At 60.9% G+C, this 18,793-nt stretch carries 22 protein-coding genes; 9 read left to right on the forward strand and 13 right to left on the reverse strand.

Going from position 1 to position 18,793, the window contains the following annotated elements:
- Window positions 1-52: 52 nt before the first annotated feature.
- The gene (locus D906_RS13625) at window positions 53-2,161 is read left to right on the forward strand and encodes a molybdopterin oxidoreductase family protein (RefSeq protein WP_019096554.1); all 2,109 of its coding nucleotides are present in this window, start codon (window positions 53-55) and stop codon (window positions 2,159-2,161) included.
- Between the two features lie 91 nt (window positions 2,162-2,252).
- Entirely contained in the window at window positions 2,253-2,588 is a 336-nt protein-coding gene (grxD, locus tag D906_RS13630) for a Grx4 family monothiol glutaredoxin (RefSeq protein WP_016713741.1), read from the forward strand.
- A 56-nt stretch (window positions 2,589-2,644) separates the two neighbouring features.
- Here grxD and bfr read toward each other — a convergent pair whose 3' ends face one another.
- Complete coding sequence (bfr, locus tag D906_RS13635; RefSeq protein ID WP_019096555.1) at window positions 2,645-3,118, reverse strand: bacterioferritin; 474 nt, start codon at window positions 3,116-3,118, stop codon at window positions 2,645-2,647.
- A gap of 201 nt (window positions 3,119-3,319) precedes the next feature.
- Complete coding sequence (locus D906_RS13640) at window positions 3,320-3,538, reverse strand: bacterioferritin-associated ferredoxin (protein WP_016713743.1); 219 nt, start codon at window positions 3,536-3,538, stop codon at window positions 3,320-3,322.
- A 224-nt stretch (window positions 3,539-3,762) separates the two neighbouring features.
- On the opposite strand from D906_RS13640, the gene D906_RS13650 reads away from it, so the two are divergent.
- Window positions 3,763-4,365 (forward strand): peroxiredoxin, encoded by a 603-nt coding sequence (locus D906_RS13650; protein WP_012273884.1) that lies wholly within the window; start codon window positions 3,763-3,765, stop codon window positions 4,363-4,365.
- A 133-nt stretch (window positions 4,366-4,498) separates the two neighbouring features.
- On the opposite strand, the gene rnt is transcribed toward D906_RS13650, so the two are convergent.
- Entirely contained in the window at window positions 4,499-5,110 is a 612-nt protein-coding gene (rnt, locus tag D906_RS13655; RefSeq protein WP_225917480.1) for a ribonuclease T, read from the reverse strand.
- A 59-nt stretch (window positions 5,111-5,169) separates the two neighbouring features.
- Window positions 5,170-6,216, reverse strand: a complete 1,047-nt coding sequence (pyrC, locus tag D906_RS13660; protein WP_019096556.1) for a dihydroorotase — start codon at window positions 6,214-6,216, stop codon at window positions 5,170-5,172.
- 130 nt (window positions 6,217-6,346) lie between these two features.
- On the opposite strand from pyrC, the gene D906_RS13665 reads away from it, so the two are divergent.
- On the forward strand, window positions 6,347-7,285 hold the full coding sequence (locus tag D906_RS13665; RefSeq protein ID WP_025754570.1) for an OmpA family protein: 939 nt from the start codon (window positions 6,347-6,349) through the stop codon (window positions 7,283-7,285).
- Window positions 7,286-7,493: 208 nt separating this feature from the next.
- Window positions 7,494-8,711, forward strand: a complete 1,218-nt coding sequence (locus tag D906_RS13670) for an argininosuccinate synthase (RefSeq protein ID WP_016713748.1) — start codon at window positions 7,494-7,496, stop codon at window positions 8,709-8,711.
- A gap of 71 nt (window positions 8,712-8,782) precedes the next feature.
- Here the strand turns inward: D906_RS13670 and D906_RS13675 are convergent, their stop codons facing one another.
- Window positions 8,783-9,250 (reverse strand): hypothetical protein, encoded by a 468-nt coding sequence (locus tag D906_RS13675; RefSeq protein WP_025754568.1) that lies wholly within the window; start codon window positions 9,248-9,250, stop codon window positions 8,783-8,785.
- A 369-nt stretch (window positions 9,251-9,619) separates the two neighbouring features.
- Here D906_RS13675 and D906_RS13680 point away from each other — a divergent pair, with 369 nt between their 5' ends.
- A complete protein-coding gene (locus D906_RS13680) occupies window positions 9,620-10,243 on the forward strand; it encodes a response regulator transcription factor (RefSeq protein ID WP_027615418.1) in 624 nt (207 codons plus the stop codon).
- Window positions 10,244-10,299: 56 nt separating this feature from the next.
- Here D906_RS13680 and D906_RS26610 read toward each other — a convergent pair whose 3' ends face one another.
- From D906_RS26610 to metG, 7 genes are all read right to left on the reverse strand, one after another.
- The gene (locus D906_RS26610) at window positions 10,300-10,476 is read right to left on the reverse strand and encodes a PA3496 family putative envelope integrity protein (RefSeq protein WP_019096560.1); all 177 of its coding nucleotides are present in this window, start codon (window positions 10,474-10,476) and stop codon (window positions 10,300-10,302) included.
- A gap of 104 nt (window positions 10,477-10,580) precedes the next feature.
- Window positions 10,581-11,219: an endonuclease III gene (gene nth / locus D906_RS13685; RefSeq protein ID WP_009684568.1), complete on the reverse strand. Its 639-nt coding sequence runs from the start codon at window positions 11,217-11,219 to the stop codon at window positions 10,581-10,583.
- 4 nt (window positions 11,220-11,223) lie between these two features.
- On the reverse strand, window positions 11,224-11,748 hold the full coding sequence (locus D906_RS13690) for an Rnf-Nqr domain containing protein (RefSeq protein ID WP_019096561.1): 525 nt from the start codon (window positions 11,746-11,748) through the stop codon (window positions 11,224-11,226).
- Window positions 11,741-12,343, reverse strand: a complete 603-nt coding sequence (locus D906_RS13695; RefSeq protein WP_016713753.1) for an RnfABCDGE type electron transport complex subunit G — start codon at window positions 12,341-12,343, stop codon at window positions 11,741-11,743. Before D906_RS13695 ends, D906_RS13690 begins: the two co-directional genes overlap by 8 nt.
- On the reverse strand, window positions 12,340-13,314 hold the full coding sequence (locus D906_RS13700) for an RnfABCDGE type electron transport complex subunit D (RefSeq protein ID WP_019096562.1): 975 nt from the start codon (window positions 13,312-13,314) through the stop codon (window positions 12,340-12,342). Before D906_RS13700 ends, D906_RS13695 begins: the two co-directional genes overlap by 4 nt.
- Window positions 13,311-13,859 (reverse strand): Rnf-Nqr domain containing protein, encoded by a 549-nt coding sequence (locus D906_RS13705; protein WP_019096563.1) that lies wholly within the window; start codon window positions 13,857-13,859, stop codon window positions 13,311-13,313. Before D906_RS13705 ends, D906_RS13700 begins: the two co-directional genes overlap by 4 nt.
- An 89-nt stretch (window positions 13,860-13,948) precedes the next feature.
- The gene (gene metG / locus D906_RS13710; RefSeq protein WP_019096564.1) at window positions 13,949-15,988 is read right to left on the reverse strand and encodes a methionine--tRNA ligase; all 2,040 of its coding nucleotides are present in this window, start codon (window positions 15,986-15,988) and stop codon (window positions 13,949-13,951) included.
- A gap of 159 nt (window positions 15,989-16,147) precedes the next feature.
- On the opposite strand from metG, the gene apbC reads away from it, so the two are divergent.
- Window positions 16,148-17,242, forward strand: coding sequence for an iron-sulfur cluster carrier protein ApbC (gene apbC, locus D906_RS13715; protein WP_027615420.1), 1,095 nt, complete (start codon window positions 16,148-16,150; stop codon window positions 17,240-17,242).
- 121 nt (window positions 17,243-17,363) lie between these two features.
- Here the strand turns inward: apbC and D906_RS13720 are convergent, their stop codons facing one another.
- Complete coding sequence (locus D906_RS13720; protein ID WP_003254922.1) at window positions 17,364-17,573, reverse strand: cold-shock protein; 210 nt, start codon at window positions 17,571-17,573, stop codon at window positions 17,364-17,366.
- A gap of 328 nt (window positions 17,574-17,901) precedes the next feature.
- Between D906_RS13720 and dcd the strand changes: the two genes are divergently transcribed.
- Window positions 17,902-18,468: a dCTP deaminase gene (gene dcd, locus D906_RS13725; protein WP_003258001.1), complete on the forward strand. Its 567-nt coding sequence runs from the start codon at window positions 17,902-17,904 to the stop codon at window positions 18,466-18,468.
- A 94-nt stretch (window positions 18,469-18,562) separates the two neighbouring features.
- A complete protein-coding gene (locus tag D906_RS13730; RefSeq protein WP_003254918.1) occupies window positions 18,563-18,790 on the forward strand; it encodes a hypothetical protein in 228 nt (75 codons plus the stop codon).
- The last annotated feature ends 3 nt before the right edge of the window (window positions 18,791-18,793 follow it).

The raw sequence follows: 18,793 nt of genomic DNA on the forward strand, positions 1-18,793 counted from the left end.
GGCGGGGCCGGGTGCATAGTCACTGTTCGACAACAACAAGGCAGAGGCGGCCATGACCAAGACCCTGCACCACCGTGCCTGTCACCTGTGCGAAGCGATCTGCGGGCTGAACATCGAAGTCAGCCACGAAGACGATGGGCGGGCGCTGATCAGCTCGATCAAAGGCGACCCAGAGGACCCGTTCAGCCGTGGCCATGTCTGCCCCAAGGCCGTGGCCCTGCAAGACATCCAGAACGACCCCGACCGCCTGCGCCAGCCGCACAAGCGGGTGGGGGAGCGCTGGGAGGCCATTGGCTGGGACGAGGCCTTTACCCTGGCCGCCGACAAGCTGTGGGCGATCCAGCAGGCGCACGGGCGCAATGCCGTGGCGGTGTACCAGGGTAACCCGAGCGTGCACAACTATGGCCTGATGACCCACAGCAACTACTTCCTTGGCCTGCTCAAGACGCGCAACCGTTTCTCGGCCACTTCGGTGGACCAGTTGCCACAACATCTGGTCAGCCACCTCATGTATGGCCATGGACTGCTGCTGCCGATCCCGGATATCGACCAGACCGACTTCATGCTGATTCTCGGCGGCAATCCGCTGGCCTCCAACGGCAGCATCATGACCGTGCCAGATGTGGAAAAGCGCCTGAAAGCCTTGCGCGGGCGGGGAGGGCGTCTGGTGGTGGTAGACCCGCGGCGCAGCGAGACGGCGGCCATGGCCGATACCCATCTGTTCATTCGCCCGGGTGGCGATGCGGCCTTTTTGTGTGGCTTGCTCAACACCCTGTTCGAGGAGGGCCTGGCGCAGGGTTCGCACTTGCCGGTCAACGGCCTGCAACAAGTGCGCGAAGCGCTTGCGCCGCTCAGCGCCGAGGCCATGAGCGTGCATTGTGGTATTGCCGCAGCGGATATCCGCCAGCTAGCACGGGATTTCGCCGCTGCAGGCAAGGCCGTGTGTTATGGGCGCATGGGTGTCTCTACCCAAGCCTTCGGTACCCTTTGCCATTGGCTGGTGCAACTGATCAACCTGGTGACCGGCAACCTCGATCGTGAAGGTGGCGCGTTGTGCACGGAGCCTGCCGTCGATCTGGTGGCGACCACCTCGGGTGGCCATTTCAACGCCTGGCAAAGCCGGGTATCGGGTTTGCCCGAGTACGGTGGCGAGCTGCCCGTGGCGGCCCTGGCCGAAGAGATGTTGGCACCAGGCGAAGGGCAGGTTCGCGCGCTGGTGACAGTGGCCGGCAACCCTGTGCTATCCACACCTAACGGTCGCCAGCTGGATGCAGCGCTTGAGGGGCTGGAGTTCATGCTCAGCATCGACCTCTACATCAACGAAACCACCCGGCATGCCGACCTGATCTTGCCGTCCACCAGCGCGCTGGAAAACGACCACTACGACAGCACCTTCAACCTGCTGGCCGTGCGCAACGTCACCCGTTTCAATCGGGCGATCCTGGCCAAGCCGGAAGGCGCGCTGCACGACTGGGAAATCTTCGTCGGCCTGGCGCAGGCGTTTGCCACGCGTGCCGAGCAGGCGTTGAAACCGACCTGGGCCCCGGCGCAGATGATCGACATGGCCCTGCGCAAAGGGCGTTATGGTGAGGCGACGCCATGGAAGCTCTCGCTGGCAACACTGGCCAATCACCCGCACGGGCTCGATCTCGGGCCTTTGCGCAGCAACCTCGCCGGGCGCCTGGCAACTGCCAGCAAGGCTGTCGAAGCAGCCCCCCAAGTGTTGCTGGACGACGTGCAGCGCCTGGCGCAACAGGCGCCTCCGATAGCCGGCGAACTGTTGCTGATTGGCCGCCGACATATACGTAGCAACAACTCCTGGATGCACAATTTCCATCGCCTGGTGAAAGGCAAGCCGCGTCATCAGTTACTGATGCATCCGCAAGACTTGCAGCAGCGGCACCTGCAGGACGGCCAGCGGGTACGTATCCGCTCGCGCACGGGGGCCCTTGAAGTCGAGGTGCAGGCCTGCGATGACATGATGCCGGGTGTGGTCAGCCTGCCCCATGGCTTCGGCCATGGCCGCCAGGGCGTGCACATGCAGATCGCCCAGGCACAACCCGGCGTGAGTGCCAATGACCTGACCGACGAGCGCTTTCGGGACGCGGTTTCCGGTAACGCTGCACTCAATGGCGTGCCCGTGCAGGTAGAGGCTGCATGAGCAATGGTAAGGCCGAGCACGCCGCTCGGCTTTCCGTTACAATGCGTCACCGTGCCGACGACCGCGTCGGAAAGTTCAGCTGAGGTGCTAGATGGATATCATCGATACGATCAAAGAGCAGATTGCCAACAACACCATTCTGCTTTACATGAAAGGCTCGCCGAATGCCCCGCAGTGCGGGTTCTCGGCCAAGGCATCGCAGGCTGTGATGGGTTGTGGCGAGAAGTTCGCCTACGTCGACATCCTGCAGAACCCGGAAATCCGCGCCAACCTGCCAAAGTACGCCAACTGGCCCACCTTCCCACAGCTGTGGGTAGCCGGTGAGCTGGTCGGCGGCAGCGACATCATGCTGGAAATGTTCGAAAAGGGTGAGCTGCAAACCCTGATCAAGGAAGCGGCTGCCAAGGCCAAGGCTTCCGAAGCCTGATTTTCAGGCAAGCATAAAAAAACCCGCTGATCGCGGGTTTTTTATGCGGTGAAGAATTACTCTTCGCCCATCTGCGACTGCAGGTAATTCTCGATAGTGATCTTGTCGATCAGCCCCAGTTGGGTTTCCAGCCAATCGATGTGCTCTTCCTCGGATTCGAGGATGTCTTCGAGCATGTCACGCGAGCCGAAGTCGCCAGCGGTTTCGCAATGGGCGATGGCTGCCTTGAGGTCGACCAGGCCTTTCTTTTCGAGCTTCAGGTCGCACTCGAGCATTTCCTTGGTGTGCTCGCCGATCATCAGCTTGCCCAGGTCCTGAACGTTCGGGATGCCTTCGAGGAACAGAATACGCTTGATCAGTTTGTCAGCGTGCTTCATCTCGTCGATGGATTCCTTGTACTCGTGCTTGCCGAGTTTGTTCAGGCCCCAATCTTCGTACATGCGTGCGTGCAGGAAGTACTGGTTGATCGCGACCAGCTCGTTTCCGAGGATCTTGTTGAGATGCTGGATGACGCTTACGTCGCCTTTCATTTCGGGTTCCTGCCCTGTAGAAGTGTGCCAATACAGCGAAGTTTGATCCCGATACCGAGGAGTGTCAAACCTAAGTTATTGAATAATAAGTGAAAATTAATAGGAATAAGAATGTTTGTGAACCGCGTTGCGGCGCTAACTTATTGAATTACAGGCATAAAAAAACCGGACATAAGGTCCGGTTCTTTGAAATCTGGGCATTCAGGCTGCGGTAAATTCCACAGGGTAGGGCAGGGCTGCCTGGCTGACCTGAAGCTCGGTCAGGGTCTCGCGGACCACCTGTTTGGCCAGGCAGGCACATTTGCCACACTGGCTCGCGACATTGGTCGCGGCTCGCACTTCCTTGTAACTGCAGCATCCTTCATAGATCGCATCGCGGATCTGTCCGTCGGTAACGCCGAGACAAAGACACACATACATAAGGGCTGACCATCGCGAGTTGAGTCGATGGGGTGGAGCTTAATGTTAATGAGAATGCTTGTCAAAGGACTTTCTGAAAGGGCCGTGCTTGAGCGACCGGCGGTTGCCCGCCTGATGGATTCGGCCTGTCACCAGAAGCCGTGTATGATGGTTGGCCTTTGTTGGATGTCGGGCAAGCCCGTCTGGCCCGGCAAACGGTTTTTCACCCTCATCAGGAGATTACAATGAGCGTACTCGTTGGTAAGAAAGCCCCCGATTTCACCGTTCCGGCCGTGCTGGGCAATGGCGAGATCGTCGACAGCTTCAACCTGGCTTCGGCCATCAAGGGCAAGTACGGCCTGGTGTTCTTCTACCCGCTGGACTTCACCTTCGTCTGCCCGTCCGAGCTGATCGCTCTGGACAACCGCATCCCGGACTTCCAGGCCCGCAACGTTGAAGTGATCGGCGTGTCGATCGACTCGCACTTCACCCACAACGCCTGGCGTAACACCCCGGTCAACAACGGCGGCATCGGCCAGGTGAAGTACACCCTGGCTGCCGACATGACCCACGAAATCTGCAAAGCCTACGACGTCGAGTCCGAAGGCGGCGTGGCTTTCCGTGGCGCCTTCCTGATCGACACCAACGGTGTTGTCCGTTCGCAGATCATCAACGACCTGCCACTGGGCCGTAACATGGACGAGCTGCTGCGCCTGGTTGACGCCCTGCAGTTCCACGAAGAGCACGGCGAAGTTTGCCCTGCCAACTGGAAAAAAGGCGACAAAGGCATGAACGCTTCGCCAGAAGGCGTTGCTGCCTACCTGAGCGAGAACGCCGGCAAGCTGTAATTGCCGCTCGCATAAAAAAAACCGGCCTTCATGGCCGGTTTTTTTATGTCTGGACTTCAGCAGGAGTACGCATACCCCTGTAGGAGCGGCCTTGTGCCGCGAAAGGGCCGCAAAGCGGCCCCAGGATTCCAGATCAATCGTTGAAATCGCGCCAGCCGCCCATCTCTTTCCAGCGGTTGACGATGCCGCAGAACAGCTCAGCCGTCTTCTCGGTGTCATAACGCGCCGAATGCGCCTCACGCCCGTCAAAGTCGATGTCGGCGCTCTGGCAAGCCCGTGCCAGCACGGTCTGCCCATAGGCCAAGCCCGCCAAGGTCGCAGTGTCAAAGCTGGAGAACGGGTGGAACGGGTTGCGCTTCAGGTCGTTGCGCGCTACCGCTGCATTGAGGAAGCCCAGGTCGAAGCTGCTGTTATGGCCGACCAGGATCGCCCGCTTGCAGCCATTGGCCTTGAGCGCCTTGCGCACGCCACGGAAGATGTCGGTCAGCGCGCTTTCCTCGCTGACGGCCATGCGCAGCGGGTGGTCCAGCTTGATACCGGTGAACTCCAACGCCGCAGCTTCGATATTGGCACCCTCGAACGGCTCGACCCGGTGGAAGTAGGTGTGCTCGGGGAACAGGAAGCCTTTCTCGTCCATGCCGATGGTGACGGCGGCAATTTCCAGCAGGGCATCGGTGGCGCTGTTGAAACCACCGGTTTCCACATCCACCACGACCGGGAGGTAGCCACGGAAGCGCTCGGCCATCGGGTGGCGAGAGCCGCTGCTGCCCTGGGAGTCCAGGTCGTCTTCGTAGAGGTCTTCGCTCACGCGTTGTCCTCCAGCAGGCGCCAGCGCAGTTTTTCGCCAGCGCGCAGCGGGATTATCGTCTGCTCGCCAAACGGCAGGCTGTCCGGGGCGGTCCATTCTTCGCGGACCAGGGTAATGGTGTCGGTGTTTGCCGGCAGGCCATAGAAAGCCGGGCCGTGCAGGCTGGCAAAGCCTTCAAGCTTGTCCAGTGCGTTACGTTGTTCGAACGCTTCGGCGTACATCTCGATGGCCGCATAGGCAGTGTAGCAACCGGCGCAACCGCAGGCGGCTTCCTTCGCGTGACGGGCGTGAGGTGCCGAATCTGTGCCGAGGAAGAACTTCGGGTTGCCGCTGGTGGCCGCATCCAGCAGCGCCACCTGGTGGGTGTTGCGCTTGAGTATCGGCAGGCAGTAGAAGTGCGGGCGAATGCCGCCAACCAGCATGTGGTTGCGGTTGTACAGCAGGTGCTGAGCGGTGATGGTCGCGCCAACGTTGGCCGGGGCCTCGGTGACGAACTGCGCGGCATCGCCGGTGGTGATGTGTTCGAACACCACTTTCAACGTAGGGAAGCGCTCGACCAGACGGCGCATGTGCTCGTCGATGAAGCGCTTCTCGCGGTCGAACACGTCGATTTCGCTACGGGTCACTTCGCCATGCACCAGCAGGGGCATGCCAACTTCCGCCAGTGCTTCGATGGCCGGGAAGATGTTGTCGATGCTGGTCACGCCCGAGTCGGAGTTGGTGGTGGCGCCGGCCGGGTACAGTTTGGCAGCGTACACGATCCCGCTGGCCTTGGCCGCGCGGACGTCCTCGGGGCTGGTACGGTCGGTGAGGTACAGCACCATCAGCGGCTCGAAGCGGCTACCGGCCGGGCGCGCGGCAAGGATGCGCTCACGGTAGGCACCAGCCTCGGCGGCATTGCGCACCGGAGGAACCAGGTTTGGCATGATGATGGCACGGGCGAAAGTACGCGCCACGTCGCCAACGGTGTGGGGCAGGACGGCACCATCGCGCAGATGGATGTGCCAGTCGTCGGGGCGCAGGAGGGTCAGGCGATCGGACATTGGGGATTCCAGGCGGGTCGAACTCAAGCCCCAATGCTACCGGAAAACCCTGGGTCGAGCACGGCTATCAAGTTTTCCAGCCAGCGTCCGATAGCCTGCAGGTAAGCCGTCAGAATTTGTGGAGCCGCCCGTGCGCCAGCGTTACCTAGCCCTGTTGACCCTGTTCGCCTGTCTGCCGGCCGGTGCACTGACTTTCCAGACGCGCATGGAGAACATCGCCTGGAAGGTCGAGGGTGACCAGTTCGAGTGCCGCCTGATCCAGCCGATCGAAGGTTTCGGCAGCGGGGAGTTCGTGCGCCGGGCGGGTGAGCAGCCGGTGTTCCAGTTGCGCTCGGACAGCAACGTACTGGGTGCAGGCACCGCCAGCCTGCTGGCAGCGGCGGCCCCATGGCAACCCGGGCGCGGTGACATCAACCTGGGCAGTGTGCGCATGGCCCGCACCGGTGTGTTGTTCAGCTCGTCCCAAGGCCAGGCCAGCCGCCTGATCAATGGCCTGCTCGACGGGCGCAGCACGGTGGTGCGCAACTATGCCGGTGAGGCGGGCAGGCCGATGGAGGTGCGGGTGTTGCCGGTCAGCTTTGCCAAGGCTTACAGCGACTATCAGGCCTGCGCGGGCAAGCTGCTTGCGATGAACTATGACCAGGTGCGTCAGACCCAGGTGGGCTTCCCGGGGGGCGGCATTGAACTGGATGAAGCCGCCAAGGCGCGTCTGGACCTGATCCTTGACTACATGAAAGCCGACCCGACGGTTAACCACATCGAGCTCGACGGCCATTCGGACAATAGCGGCAACCGCCTGACCAACCGCGACCTGTCGCGCCGTCGGGCATTGTCGGTGGCTGATTACTTCAAGGCCCATGGCTTGAAGGAAGAGCAGATCATCGTGCGCTTCCATGGTGAGCAGTACCCGGTGGCGAAAAACAATAGCCCTGCCAACCGGGCGCGCAACCGGCGAGTGAATATCGAACTGGGTCGGGTTGCGGTGGTTGAGAAGCCGGTGGAGAAGCGGGTTGAGAAACCCGCCGAAACAGCCCCTGAGCCAACGGCCCCTGCGTCAGCGGCCAAGTAAACCGCGCGTTTCCTGGGCATAAGAGTGGGCTCGATCTCCAGAGTTTGCGCGGCCTCTGTGGGAGCGGGTTCGGTGTCATGCTCAGTTGCGCCGTCGCCCTTCCGACAGTTCCTGTCGCTTTGTCGTCAGAAGCTGTCGCGCCACTGTAATTTTATCTGCAAGGCCGTTAGAATCGATCCCTTTCCGTACAACCCCGTGGAGTGATGGCATGGCGGACGTAAAAAAGGTCGTACTGGCGTATTCCGGCGGCCTTGATACTTCGGTGATTCTCAAGTGGCTGCAGGATACCTACAACTGCGAAGTGGTGACCTTCACCGCTGACCTGGGTCAGGGCGAAGAGGTCGAGCCGGCCCGTGCCAAGGCTCAGGCAATGGGCGTTAAAGAGATCTACATCGACGACCTGCGCGAAGAGTTCGTGCGTGATTTCGTGTTCCCGATGTTCCGCGCCAACACCGTCTACGAAGGCGAGTACCTGCTGGGTACTTCCATCGCCCGTCCGCTGATCGCCAAGCGCCTGATCGAAATCGCCAACGAAACCGGTGCTGACGCCATTTCCCACGGCGCCACCGGCAAAGGCAACGACCAGGTTCGTTTCGAGCTGGGTGCCTATGCCCTCAAGCCTGGTGTCAAGGTCATCGCCCCGTGGCGTGAGTGGGACCTGCTGTCCCGCGAGAAGCTGATGGACTACGCCGAAAAGCACGGCATCCCGATCGAGCGCCACGGCAAGAAGAAGTCGCCGTACTCGATGGACGCCAACCTGCTGCACATCTCCTACGAAGGCGGTGTCCTGGAAGATACCTGGACCGAGCACGAAGAAGACATGTGGCGCTGGAGCGTCTCGCCTGAGAACGCCCCGGACCAGGCGACCTACATCGAGCTGACCTACCGCAACGGCGACATCGTTGCCATTGACGGCGTCGAGAAAACCCCGGCCACCGTCCTGGCCGACCTGAACCGTATCGGTGGTGCCAACGGCATCGGCCGCCTCGACATCGTGGAAAACCGTTACGTCGGCATGAAGTCGCGTGGCTGCTACGAGACCCCAGGCGGCACCATCATGCTCAAGGCCCACCGTGCCATCGAGTCGATCACCCTGGACCGCGAAGTCGCTCACCTGAAAGATGAGCTGATGCCGAAGTACGCCAGCCTGATCTACACCGGCTACTGGTGGAGCCCGGAGCGTCTGATGCTGCAGCAGATGATCGACGCTTCCCAGGTCAACGTGAACGGTGTCGTGCGCCTGAAGCTGTACAAGGGCAACGTTACCGTGGTTGGCCGCAAGTCGGACGATTCGCTGTTCGATGCCAACATCGCGACCTTCGAGGAAGATGGCGGCGCCTACAACCAGGCCGATGCTGCAGGCTTCATCAAGTTGAACGCACTGCGCATGCGCATTGCCGCCAACAAGGGCCGTTCGATGCTCTGACTGCGCGCTTGTGCAATGAAAACCCCGGCTTAAGCCGGGGTTTTTTTTGGGGGTGCAGAAAGTCAGGGTATTCAACTGTGTTGGCTCAAAATATCGGCCTCGAGTGCACTGATCGACAGCTGCGCACATTGACGTTTGTCCAGGTTGCAAAAGCGCCATATTCGGGGCGGCACGGGCGGTTGGGCAAGTACATGCAGGAGTTGTTGTTCCATCATGCGATAGGCGTCGGGGCCGGAAAACATGAACGTGACAGGCTCGCCTTGCGCCGCCTCAGGGGCATCACTGATGACACTGTTCACAGCTGGCGTTTTGTCGTGTGCCATCTTGTTCGGTGGCGGGCTGTAGAATGACTTGTAATTAAAGTTGAGCGTGAGAAAAAAAAGTGCCGTCAGAAAGAACGGAAAGCCTACCAGGAACCAGGTGTAGAGCTTCTGGCTGGACTCGCTGAGAAAAGGCAGTGTGGCAAGGGCGGAGGCTTCGATAATCCCCGCGAAGATGGCAATGATCGTCAGCGGGGCAACAGGTTGTGCTTGGGTCATGTGGGCCATCTCCAGCGGTTTTGCCCATCATTACCTTACTGCGGTACTCAACTAAAGACTGGATTGTTTTCCAGGTGAGGAATAATCGACATAAAGCCACTCGGCTTAGTTTTTTCAGCGCGTTTGAGTTGGACGTTTCGCCAGCAGATGTTCAGTTTTCAGCTGGTGCGTTTTTGCAGGCGGGTGATACCGTTGTTTTGGGACTAAGGAACGCGTTTGTTACAACCTTGGTCATGAAGTGTAGGAAATTTCTGTAAGTGTTGTAAGTTTTGTCTGTCCATGAGTTTCGTCAGTAAATCGCCGCGCCAGCAAGCGTCCTGTCGGTTATCGTGGCGTGCCAAAGCAAAACAATGAATGAATGGATATCGCATGAATAAAGTGCTTATCGTGGATGATCATCCGGTCATACGCCTGGCCGTACGCATGCTGATGGAGCGGCATGGGTATGACGTCGTGGCAGAGACCGATAATGGGGTGGCTGCGCTGCAGCTTACTCGGCAACACCTGCCGGATATCGTGGTGCTGGATATCGGGATCCCGAAACTGGATGGCCTGGATGTGATCGCCCGCATGACGACGTTCAGCCCGGCTAGCAAGGTGCTGGTGCTGACATCGCAGGCCCCTGGCAACTTCTCGATGCGTTGCATGCAGGCGGGCGCGGCGGGTTACGTGTGCAAGCAGCAGGAACTTACCGAGTTGTTGAGCGCCATCAAGGCGGTGTTGTCGGGTTACAGCTACTTTCCCAATCAGGCCTTGCACGCGTCACGTGGCAGGGGGGCGGGAAGCGAGGTGGACATGGTCAACCGCCTCTCCGCGCGTGAAATGACGGTGCTGCAACAACTGGCGCGAGGGCGTTCGAACAAGGAGATTGCCGACAGCATGTACCTCAGCAACAAGACGGTCAGTACCTACAAGTCGCGGCTGCTGCTCAAGCTCAATGCACGGTCGCTGGTCGACCTGATCGAGTTGGCGCAGCGGCAAGGACTGAACTGACCGCCAAGCCTTGAAGCCTCCAGTCAGGAGGCTTCGCCAAGGCTACAGGTCCGGCTTTACAAGTCGTAGTCGAAATCGGCCAACTGCTTTTGCAGGCGCCGTTCTTCCAGCATGTTATCGATGGTGCGGCGTTTGCTCAGGTTGGTCTTTGCAGGTTCCACATGGGGCTCCGCGTCATCGTCTGCGGCAACAAAATCATCTTCGATCGACAGGTCGTCTTTATCGGTACTCATGAGTCGCTCCAAGCCAAGGGGCCATTGGCCGTCCTTATAACCAGAAAGCAGGCGCCGGTAAAAAAGATTTTTTCAATCGTGGTGACGGGTTTCCAGCTATCGCCTCAATCGTCGGAGGTTTTGTGCTTGTACTCGCACAAATCTTCGATCCTGCAACTGCCGCACCTTGGCTTGCGCGCCTGGCACACGTAGCGCCCGTGCAGGATCAGCCAGTGGTGGGCATCGAGCAGGTAATCTTTTGGCACGAACTTGACCAGTTTCTTTTCCACTTCCAGCACCGTTTTGCCAGGGGCAATACCCGTGCGGTTGCTCACCCGGAAAATGTGGGTGTCCACCGCCATGGTCGGCTGGCGGAACGCTGTGTTGAGCACCACGTTGGCGGTCTTGCGGCCCACGCCGGGCAGCGCCTCCAAGGCTTCGCGGGTTTGTGGCACCTGGCTGCCGTGACGTTCGATCAGCAGCCGGCAGGCCTCTATGACATTCTTGGCCTTGCTGTTGTATAGCCCGATGGTCTTGATGTACTCGCTAAGGCCTTCAACGCCCAAGGCATAGATGGCCTCGGGCGTATTGGCGACGGGGAACAGGCGGGCAGTGGCCTTGTTGACGCCGACGTCGGTGGATTGCGCGGACAGTGTCACGGCGACCAGCAGCTCGAACGGGGTGGTGTAGGCCAGTTCTGTCTTCGGGTCTGGATTGTCTTCGTGCAGCCTGCGAAAAATCTCCAGGCGTTTGGCGGCATTCATGAATTCAGAGCTTTCCTTGACGACGTGGGTGGGCAGGGCCCGGACGCAAGCGATTGTACAAGGCCAGCAGCAGTCCGAGCAGTAGCAGGGCGCCCGGGGCCAGGCTGGCCACGTGCAGGTCGGCAACGTTGGCCAGCCATTGGCGGCTGGCGCCGAGCACCAGGCAGAGGGCAAATACCGCACTGAAATACCTGGCGAGCATGCGCCAGCGGCCTTGATCGGGCAGCAGATGATCGCTGGCCAGGCACTGCAGGCAAAGCAGGGCGGGATAATGGCCCAGGGCAAGTGCCAAAGGCAGCGACCCTGCGCGCAGGGCCATTTGCAGGCAACTGGCCAAGGCTGCCAGCATCAGCAAGCTGGCTAGCACATAGGCCCAGCTGGCCAGGCGCTGGCGCAGCGGCGTCAGCAAAAGCTGATGCAGGCTGCCCATCACTACTGCGCACAGGCCAATGGCGATGCCCTCATGCAGTGTTCGGGTAGCGCCCAGCAGGGGCGTCAGGCTTACGGCCAGCAGGCAGAACCTATTCATGTGCTGCACCCTCCAGCAGTACGCTGCGCTGCTCATCGAAATAGCTCAGCGCCTCTTGCAGCGCGGTGATCACCGCCCGTGAGGTCACGGTCGCGCCGGCCAGTTGGTCAAAGTCACCCTGGTCTCGCTTCAGCGCCCAATGGTCGCCCTGATGGCGGTTGTCGAATTGCCCCAGCCAGTGCAACTGCGGGTCGCCCAGGCGTGCGCCCAGACCGGGGCTTTCCTGTTGCTCCATGACCTGGCTGCCGATCAGGCGGCCGTCTGTGGCGATGGCCACGCTCAGTACGATTGGCCCGGCATAACCTTGAGTTTGAGTGACCAGCACGATCGCGCTTGGTTTGCCCGCCATCGTGGCACGGTAAGCCGCGAGGATGCGGCTGTTGGGCCGCTGCGCCTCGGGCTTCGCGAGCGGGCTGTCCAACGGTTGGTTGTCATAACTGCCCTCGGGCAGCACGGCCAGCCGTTGACGGCTTTGCAGTTGCTTCTCGGCACCGGTGATGGCTGGGCCGGTCAAGTGCCGCCATGCCAGCGTGGCAGACACTGCCAATACCCCAATCAGCACCAGCAAGCTCACATCATGCGTCAGGCGTTTCATCGGGCGGCCTGTTGGGGCTGTGCCGTAAGGCGTTCAAGCGTTGGAGCCATGAGGTTCATCAGCAGGACGGCGAACGCGGTGCCATCCGGGTAGCTGCCCCAGGTGCGAATCAGGTAGATGAGTAGGCCGGCACCCAGGCCGAAGTACAGCCTGGCCCGTTCGTTCCTGGGCCCCGACACCGGCTCGGTGGCGATGAAAAAGGCCGCCAGCATGGTCGAGCCGGAGAACAGGTGCAGCAAGGGCGAGCCGTTGGAGTCCGACCCAGAGCCGTTCCAGCCCAGCAGGCTGAACACGAACAGCCCTGTCAGCAGGCCCAGTGGTGCATGCCAGCTGATCACGTTGCGCTGCAATAGGAACAGGCCGCCGAGCAGGAATGCCAGGTTGACCCATTCGCTGCCGCGCCCGCCGATGTTGCCGAAGCCTGGATGGCTGGCAAACAGCTCCTCGATGGTCAGGCTGCGGTTGTGGCGCAGGCCGTCGAGCAACGTTGGCCGGGCCCAGGCGTCGATCTGTTCGCCTCCGGTGAATACCTGCTGCAAACTGTCGAGCAGGCCTGGGGGTTGCCCCGGCCAATGGTTCATCTGCAACGGGAAGCTCAGCAGCACGAAGGCATAACCGACCATGGCCGGGTTGAACGGGTTGCGTCCGACGCCGCCAAAAGCCTGTTTACCGAAACCGATGGCAACGCTTGCCGCGACCACCGGCAACCACCACGGGGCCAGGGTGGGCAGGGCGGCCGCCAGCAGCACGGCGGTTACCAGTGCGCTGCCGTCGCCTAGCGCTGTGCTCAGCGTTTGGCCGCGCAACGCCAGCAGCACAGCTTCGCACAGCAATGCGGCGGTGGCACTTAGCAACAGGTTCAGCAGCATGCCCCAGCCATGCAACCACAACAACGCCAGCAGTCCAGGCAAACAGGCCAGCAGGACCAGGCCCATACTGGTGCGCAGTCGCGGATCGGGCTGGCTGATCATTGTCCGAACATGCCGTTAAAGCCGGAAAATGCCATGGCCATCACCCCGGCGCCGATCAACTCGAGTGGCAGGCCGCGCAGTGCGCCGGGGATATCGGCATGGGCAATGCGCTGGCGCAAATCGGCGAACAATACCAGAGCCAGCCAGAAGCCGCCGCCCGCCAGTAAACCTTGCAGCAGCGTCGAGGGCCAGGTGCTGTCATCGCCTGCCTGCTGCAGGGCGAGCCCCAGCACTGTGGCATTGCTCGACAGCAGCGCTGGCAACCCGACTACGGGCCAGGCCGGGCGCCACTTGGTCATTAGCCAAGGCAAGCCCCAGGCGAGCAGTGCCAGCCAGGGCAATAACAGGAACAGGGCAAGGTCGGGGATGTGCAGCGGGGCAAGTACCCCCCGCATCAGCAATTGCGCGCCGATCGTGCCCAATGCAATGCACACGGCGCAGGCCAGGCCATGCACATGCAGGTTCAGCCGGGGGATTGGCTGCTGCGACAGGCACAGGTGATTGATCAGCGCGGCGCCGATCAGGACCAGAAGGTAATCGCTCATGAGATGACGATAGCCGGGAATGCGGGTGATTGTCCGGTAATCAAGGCGCAGAAGAAACTGCCCCGGCACGAGGGCCGGGGCAGGGGGTGTTACTTGATGCGCTGGCCTGGCTTGGCGCCGCTGTCCGGGCTCAGCAGGTAGATTTCTTCACCACCAGGGCCGGCAGCCATGACCATGCCCTCGGATACGCCAAAACGCATCTTCCGGGGCTTGAGGTTGGCGACCATCATGGTCAGGCGGCCTTCCAGTTTGGACGGGTCGGGGTAGGCCGACTTGATACCGGAGAACACGTTGCGGCGCTCGTCACCGATGTCCAGGGTGAGTTGCAGCAGTTTGTCGGCACCCGGCACGGCTTCGGCTTTGACGATCAGCGCCACGCGCAGGTCGACGGCAGCGAAGGTGTCGAACTCGATTTCTGCCGACAGCGGGTCCTTGGTCAGTTCGCCGTTGCCGGCCGGGGCCTTGGCTTCGGCGGCCAGCAGGTCTTCCTTGCTGGCGGCGACCATGGCTTCGACCTTGGCCGGTTCGATGCGGCTCATCAGGGCCTTGAACGGGTTCAGTTTATGGTTTTCCAGGCGCGACAGGTGGTCGTTCCAGGCCAGCGGGGCAACGTTGAGGAAAGCCTCGGCGTCTGCTGCCAGCACCGGCAGTACCGGCTTGAGGAAAATCACCAGCTGGCGGAACAGGTTGATGCCCTGGGCACAAATGGCCTGCACTTCATCCTGTTTGCCTTCCTGCTTGGCCAGCGACCACGGTGCCTTGTCGGCGATCCAGGCGTTGGCGCGGTCGGCCAGTGCCATGATTTCACGCATGGCGCGGCCAAAGTCACGGGCTTCATAGGCTTCAGCGATGGACGGAGCGGCAGCCAGGAAGGCGTCGGTCAGCTCAGGCGCGGCATCACCGCTTACCATCACGCCTTCGTTGCCTTTGTGGATGAAGCCGGCGCAGCGGCTGGCAATGTTCACGACCTTGCCCACCAGGTCGGAGTTGACCTTCTGCACGAAGTCTTCCAGGTTCAGGTCCAGGTCGTCGACGCCACGCCCCAGCTTGGCTGCGTAGTAGTAACGCAGGTATTCCGGCTGCAGGTGATCGAGGTAGGTACGGGCCTTGATGAAGGTGCCGCGTGATTTGGACATCTTCGCGCCGTTGACGGTCAGGTAGCCATGCACGTTGACGGCAGTCGGCTTGCGGAAGCCGGCACCTTCGAGCATGGCTGGCCAGAACAGGGCGTGGAAGTTGACGATGTCCTTGCCGATGAAGTGGTACAGCTCGGCCTTGGAGCCTTCGTTCCAGAACGCATCGAAGTCCAGTTCCGGGCGGCGTGCGCAGAGGTTCTTGAAGCTGGCCATGTAGCCGATTGGCGCGTCCAGCCACACGTAGAAGTATTTACCCGGTTCACCCGGGATTTCGAAGCCGAAGTACGGTGCATCGCGGGAGATATCCCACTCCTGCAAGCCGGAATCCAGCCATTCGGCCAGTTTGTTGGCTACCGCGTCCTGCAGGGTGCCGCTGCGGGTCCACTGCTGCAGCATGGCCTGGAAGTCTGGCAGCTTGAAGAAGAAGTGCTGGGAGTCACGCAGCACCGGGGTAGCGCCGGAGATCGCCGACTTGGGGTTCTTCAGCTCGGTAGGCGCGTAGGTGGCACCGCATTTTTCGCAGTTGTCGCCGTACTGGTCTTCCGCCGCGCACTTGGGGCAGGTGCCCTTGATGAAGCGGTCGGCCAGGAACATGCCCTTTTCCGGGTCGAAGTACTGGGTTACCGAACGGGTAGCGATGTGCCCGGCTTCACGCAGGCGCGTGTAGATCAGGCCCGACAGCTCGCGGTTCTCTTCGCTGTGGGTAGAGTGGAAGTTGTCGAAATCCACCAGGAAGTCGGCGAAGTCGCTGCTGTGCTCGGCCTGGACGTTGGCGATCAGTTGCTCCGGGGTGATGCCTTCCTTTTCGGCGCGCAGCATGATGGCCGAGCCGTGGGCGTCGTCGGCGCAGACATAGATGCACTGGTTGCCACGCATTTTCTGGAAGCGGACCCACATGTCTGTCTGGATGTACTCGAGCATATGGCCTAGATGGATGGAACCATTGGCATAGGGCAGGGCGCTGGTGACGAGAATCTGACGTGGCTCGGACATGGTGGCTCGGCTACTTATCTGGCGACGGGGTAAAAATTAAGGGTGATCGGCCACTATAAAGGGCTGGCGAAGATATTTCACCCCGCATGCGCATCTACTGACGATTGACGGGTTAGGATAGGCGCCTGTTTTACATTCAGTTTGCCAATGGGAGTCTCCATGAGTGCCGTCACCCGTGCCGCCGTCGAAGGCGTGCTTCGCCAGTACACCGACCCCTACCTGAACCAGGATCCGGTCAGCGCCGGTTGCGTGCGCGCCATCGACATCCAGGGCGGGCAGGTCAGCGTGCAATTGCAGCTGGGCTATGCCGCCGGTTTGTTCAAGAACGGTTGGGCCCAGGTGTTGCAGACGGCCATCGGCAACCTTGAGGGCGTCAGCAGCGCCCAGGTATCGATCGACTGCGTGGTCGCCGCTCACAAGGCCCAGGCCCAGGTGCCGGCCATGGCCAACGTCAAGAACATCATTGCCGTGGCCTCGGGCAAGGGCGGTGTGGGCAAGTCGACCACTGCGGCCAACCTGGCGCTGGCGCTCGCCCGCGAAGGCGCACGGGTGGGTATTCTCGATGCCGATATCTACGGCCCTAGCCAAGGCGTGATGTTCGGTATTGCCGAAGGCACCCGCCCGCAGATTCGCGAGCAGAAGTGGTTCGTGCCGATCAAGGCCCATGGCGTGGAGGTCATGTCCATGGCCTTCCTCACCGACGACAACACACCGATGGTCTGGCGCGGCCCGATGGTTTCCGGTGCGCTGCTGCAACTGGTCACCCAGACCGCCTGGGATGACCTGGACTACCTGGTGATCGACATGCCGCCGGGTACTGGCGACATTCAGCTGACCTTGGCGCAGAAAGTGCCGGTGGCGGGCTCGGTGATCGTCACCACGCCGCAGGACCTGGCGTTGCTGGATGCCAAGAAGGGTGTGGAGATGTTCCGCAAGGTCAATATCCCGGTGCTGGGTGTGGTCGAGAACATGGCCGTGCATATCTGTTCGAATTGCGGCCATGCCGAGCATCTGTTCGGCGAAGGCGGTGGTGAGAAGCTGGCCAGCCAGTATGGCGTTGACCTGCTGGCGTCGTTGCCATTGTCGATGTTGATCCGCGAGCAGGCCGACAGCGGCAAGCCGACGGCGATAGCCGAGCCTGAAAGCCAGATTGCCCTGGTCTATCAGGAACTGGCCCGCCAGGTAGGCGCGCGGATTGTGCTGCAAGAGGCGGCGGCGCCGGCGATGCCGAGCATTACCATCAGCGAAGACTGACCGCAGACCAAGTCACCTGCTTCGCGGGATTGCCCGCGAACAGGCGACTCGGTCTTTCAGGGAGGCATAAAAAAACCCGCCAGAAGGCGGGTTTTTTTGAAAGCCAGGAAGCTAGATCGACTTAGGCGATCTGAACTTCTTCAGCCTGCATGCCTTTCTGGCCGCGGGTAGCGACGAAAGTAACAGCCTGGCCTTCTTTCAGGGTTTTGAAGCCGTCAGCTTGGATGGCTTTGAAGTGCACGAACAGGTCGTCGCCCGACTGAGGGGTGATGAAGCCGTAGCCTTTCTCATCGTTGAACCACTTAACAACACCGGATTGACGGTTGGACATTTTTCTGTCTCCTTGGACAATTTGATAACGGTCAGGAAAAACCCTGCCCGGGACTGAGCGCAAAGAGAGCAGAAAATTCAGCGATGGGCCGATCAGGATCGTGCATCAAACTAGAGATTCTCGGTGTCACGTGCAGCACAGTGGCGCCACCTTACCCCACTTTCCGCAACCTGCCAATGGTCAGAAGGCGCTTTACGCAAATTCGGATCGACGGCGGCTCCAGCCCCCGCCCGGCGCGGGATGAGGCATAGAACTTTAACCTGGGCGCCGGGACCGGTAAGATGCGCGTCACGATTTTCACCACGCAACTCTTCAGGACACCCCCGCCATGAGCATCAAATCGGACAAGTGGATTCGCCGCATGGCGCAGGAACACGGCATGATCGAACCGTTCGTCGAGCGCCAGGTGCGCGGCGAACAAGACAGCCGGGTGATCTCCTTTGGCGTCTCCAGCTATGGCTACGACGTACGCTGCGCTGACGAATTCAAGGTGTTCACCAACATCAACTCGGCTACCGTCGACCCGAAAAACTTCGATGCCGGCAGCTTCGTCGACATCAAGAGCGACGTGTGCATCATCCCGCCAAACTCTTTCGCCTTGGCGCGCACCGTCGAATACTTCCGCATTCCGCGTGACGTGCTGACCATCTGCCTGGGCAAGAGCACCTACGCTCGTTGCGGTATCATCGTCAACGTCACCCCGCTGGAACCCGAGTGGGAAGGCCACGTGACGCTGGAGTTCTCCAACACCACCACGCTGCCGGCGAAGATCTACGCCAACGAAGGCGTGGCGCAGATGCTGTTCTTGCAGTCTGACGAAGAGTGCGAAGTGTCCTACAAGGACCGTGGCGGCAAATACCAGGGCCAGCGCGGCGTCACCCTGCCGCGCACCTGAGCCGACAAGCGCGGGGAATTACCCGCGCCTTTGGCACTCCAACGATGTAATGCCGGTGCGCATGATGCGCATCGGCTTTCGTCAGGAGCAGCCAATGAAACTCCATCCCGCAATCAGTGCCAAGCTGGCAGGCCTGCAGCCCAACCACGTGGGGTTGTTGCCCTGGTCATTGCTGGCGCATCCGCTGCCCATGCAGGCGGGGGGCGTGCCCCATCAGCCTGACCCCGATACCCCGCAGCCACCAGAGCCTGGCGAGACGCCACCCATGGAGCCGGGCGAGCCGACCTTACCGGATGAGCCGCCGCCAGCACCTGTCGCCTGAACG

The sequence above is a fragment of the Pseudomonas sp. LAIL14HWK12:I1 genome, from assembly GCF_003202095.1.
Taxonomy (GTDB): domain Bacteria; phylum Pseudomonadota; class Gammaproteobacteria; order Pseudomonadales; family Pseudomonadaceae; genus Aquipseudomonas; species Aquipseudomonas monteilii.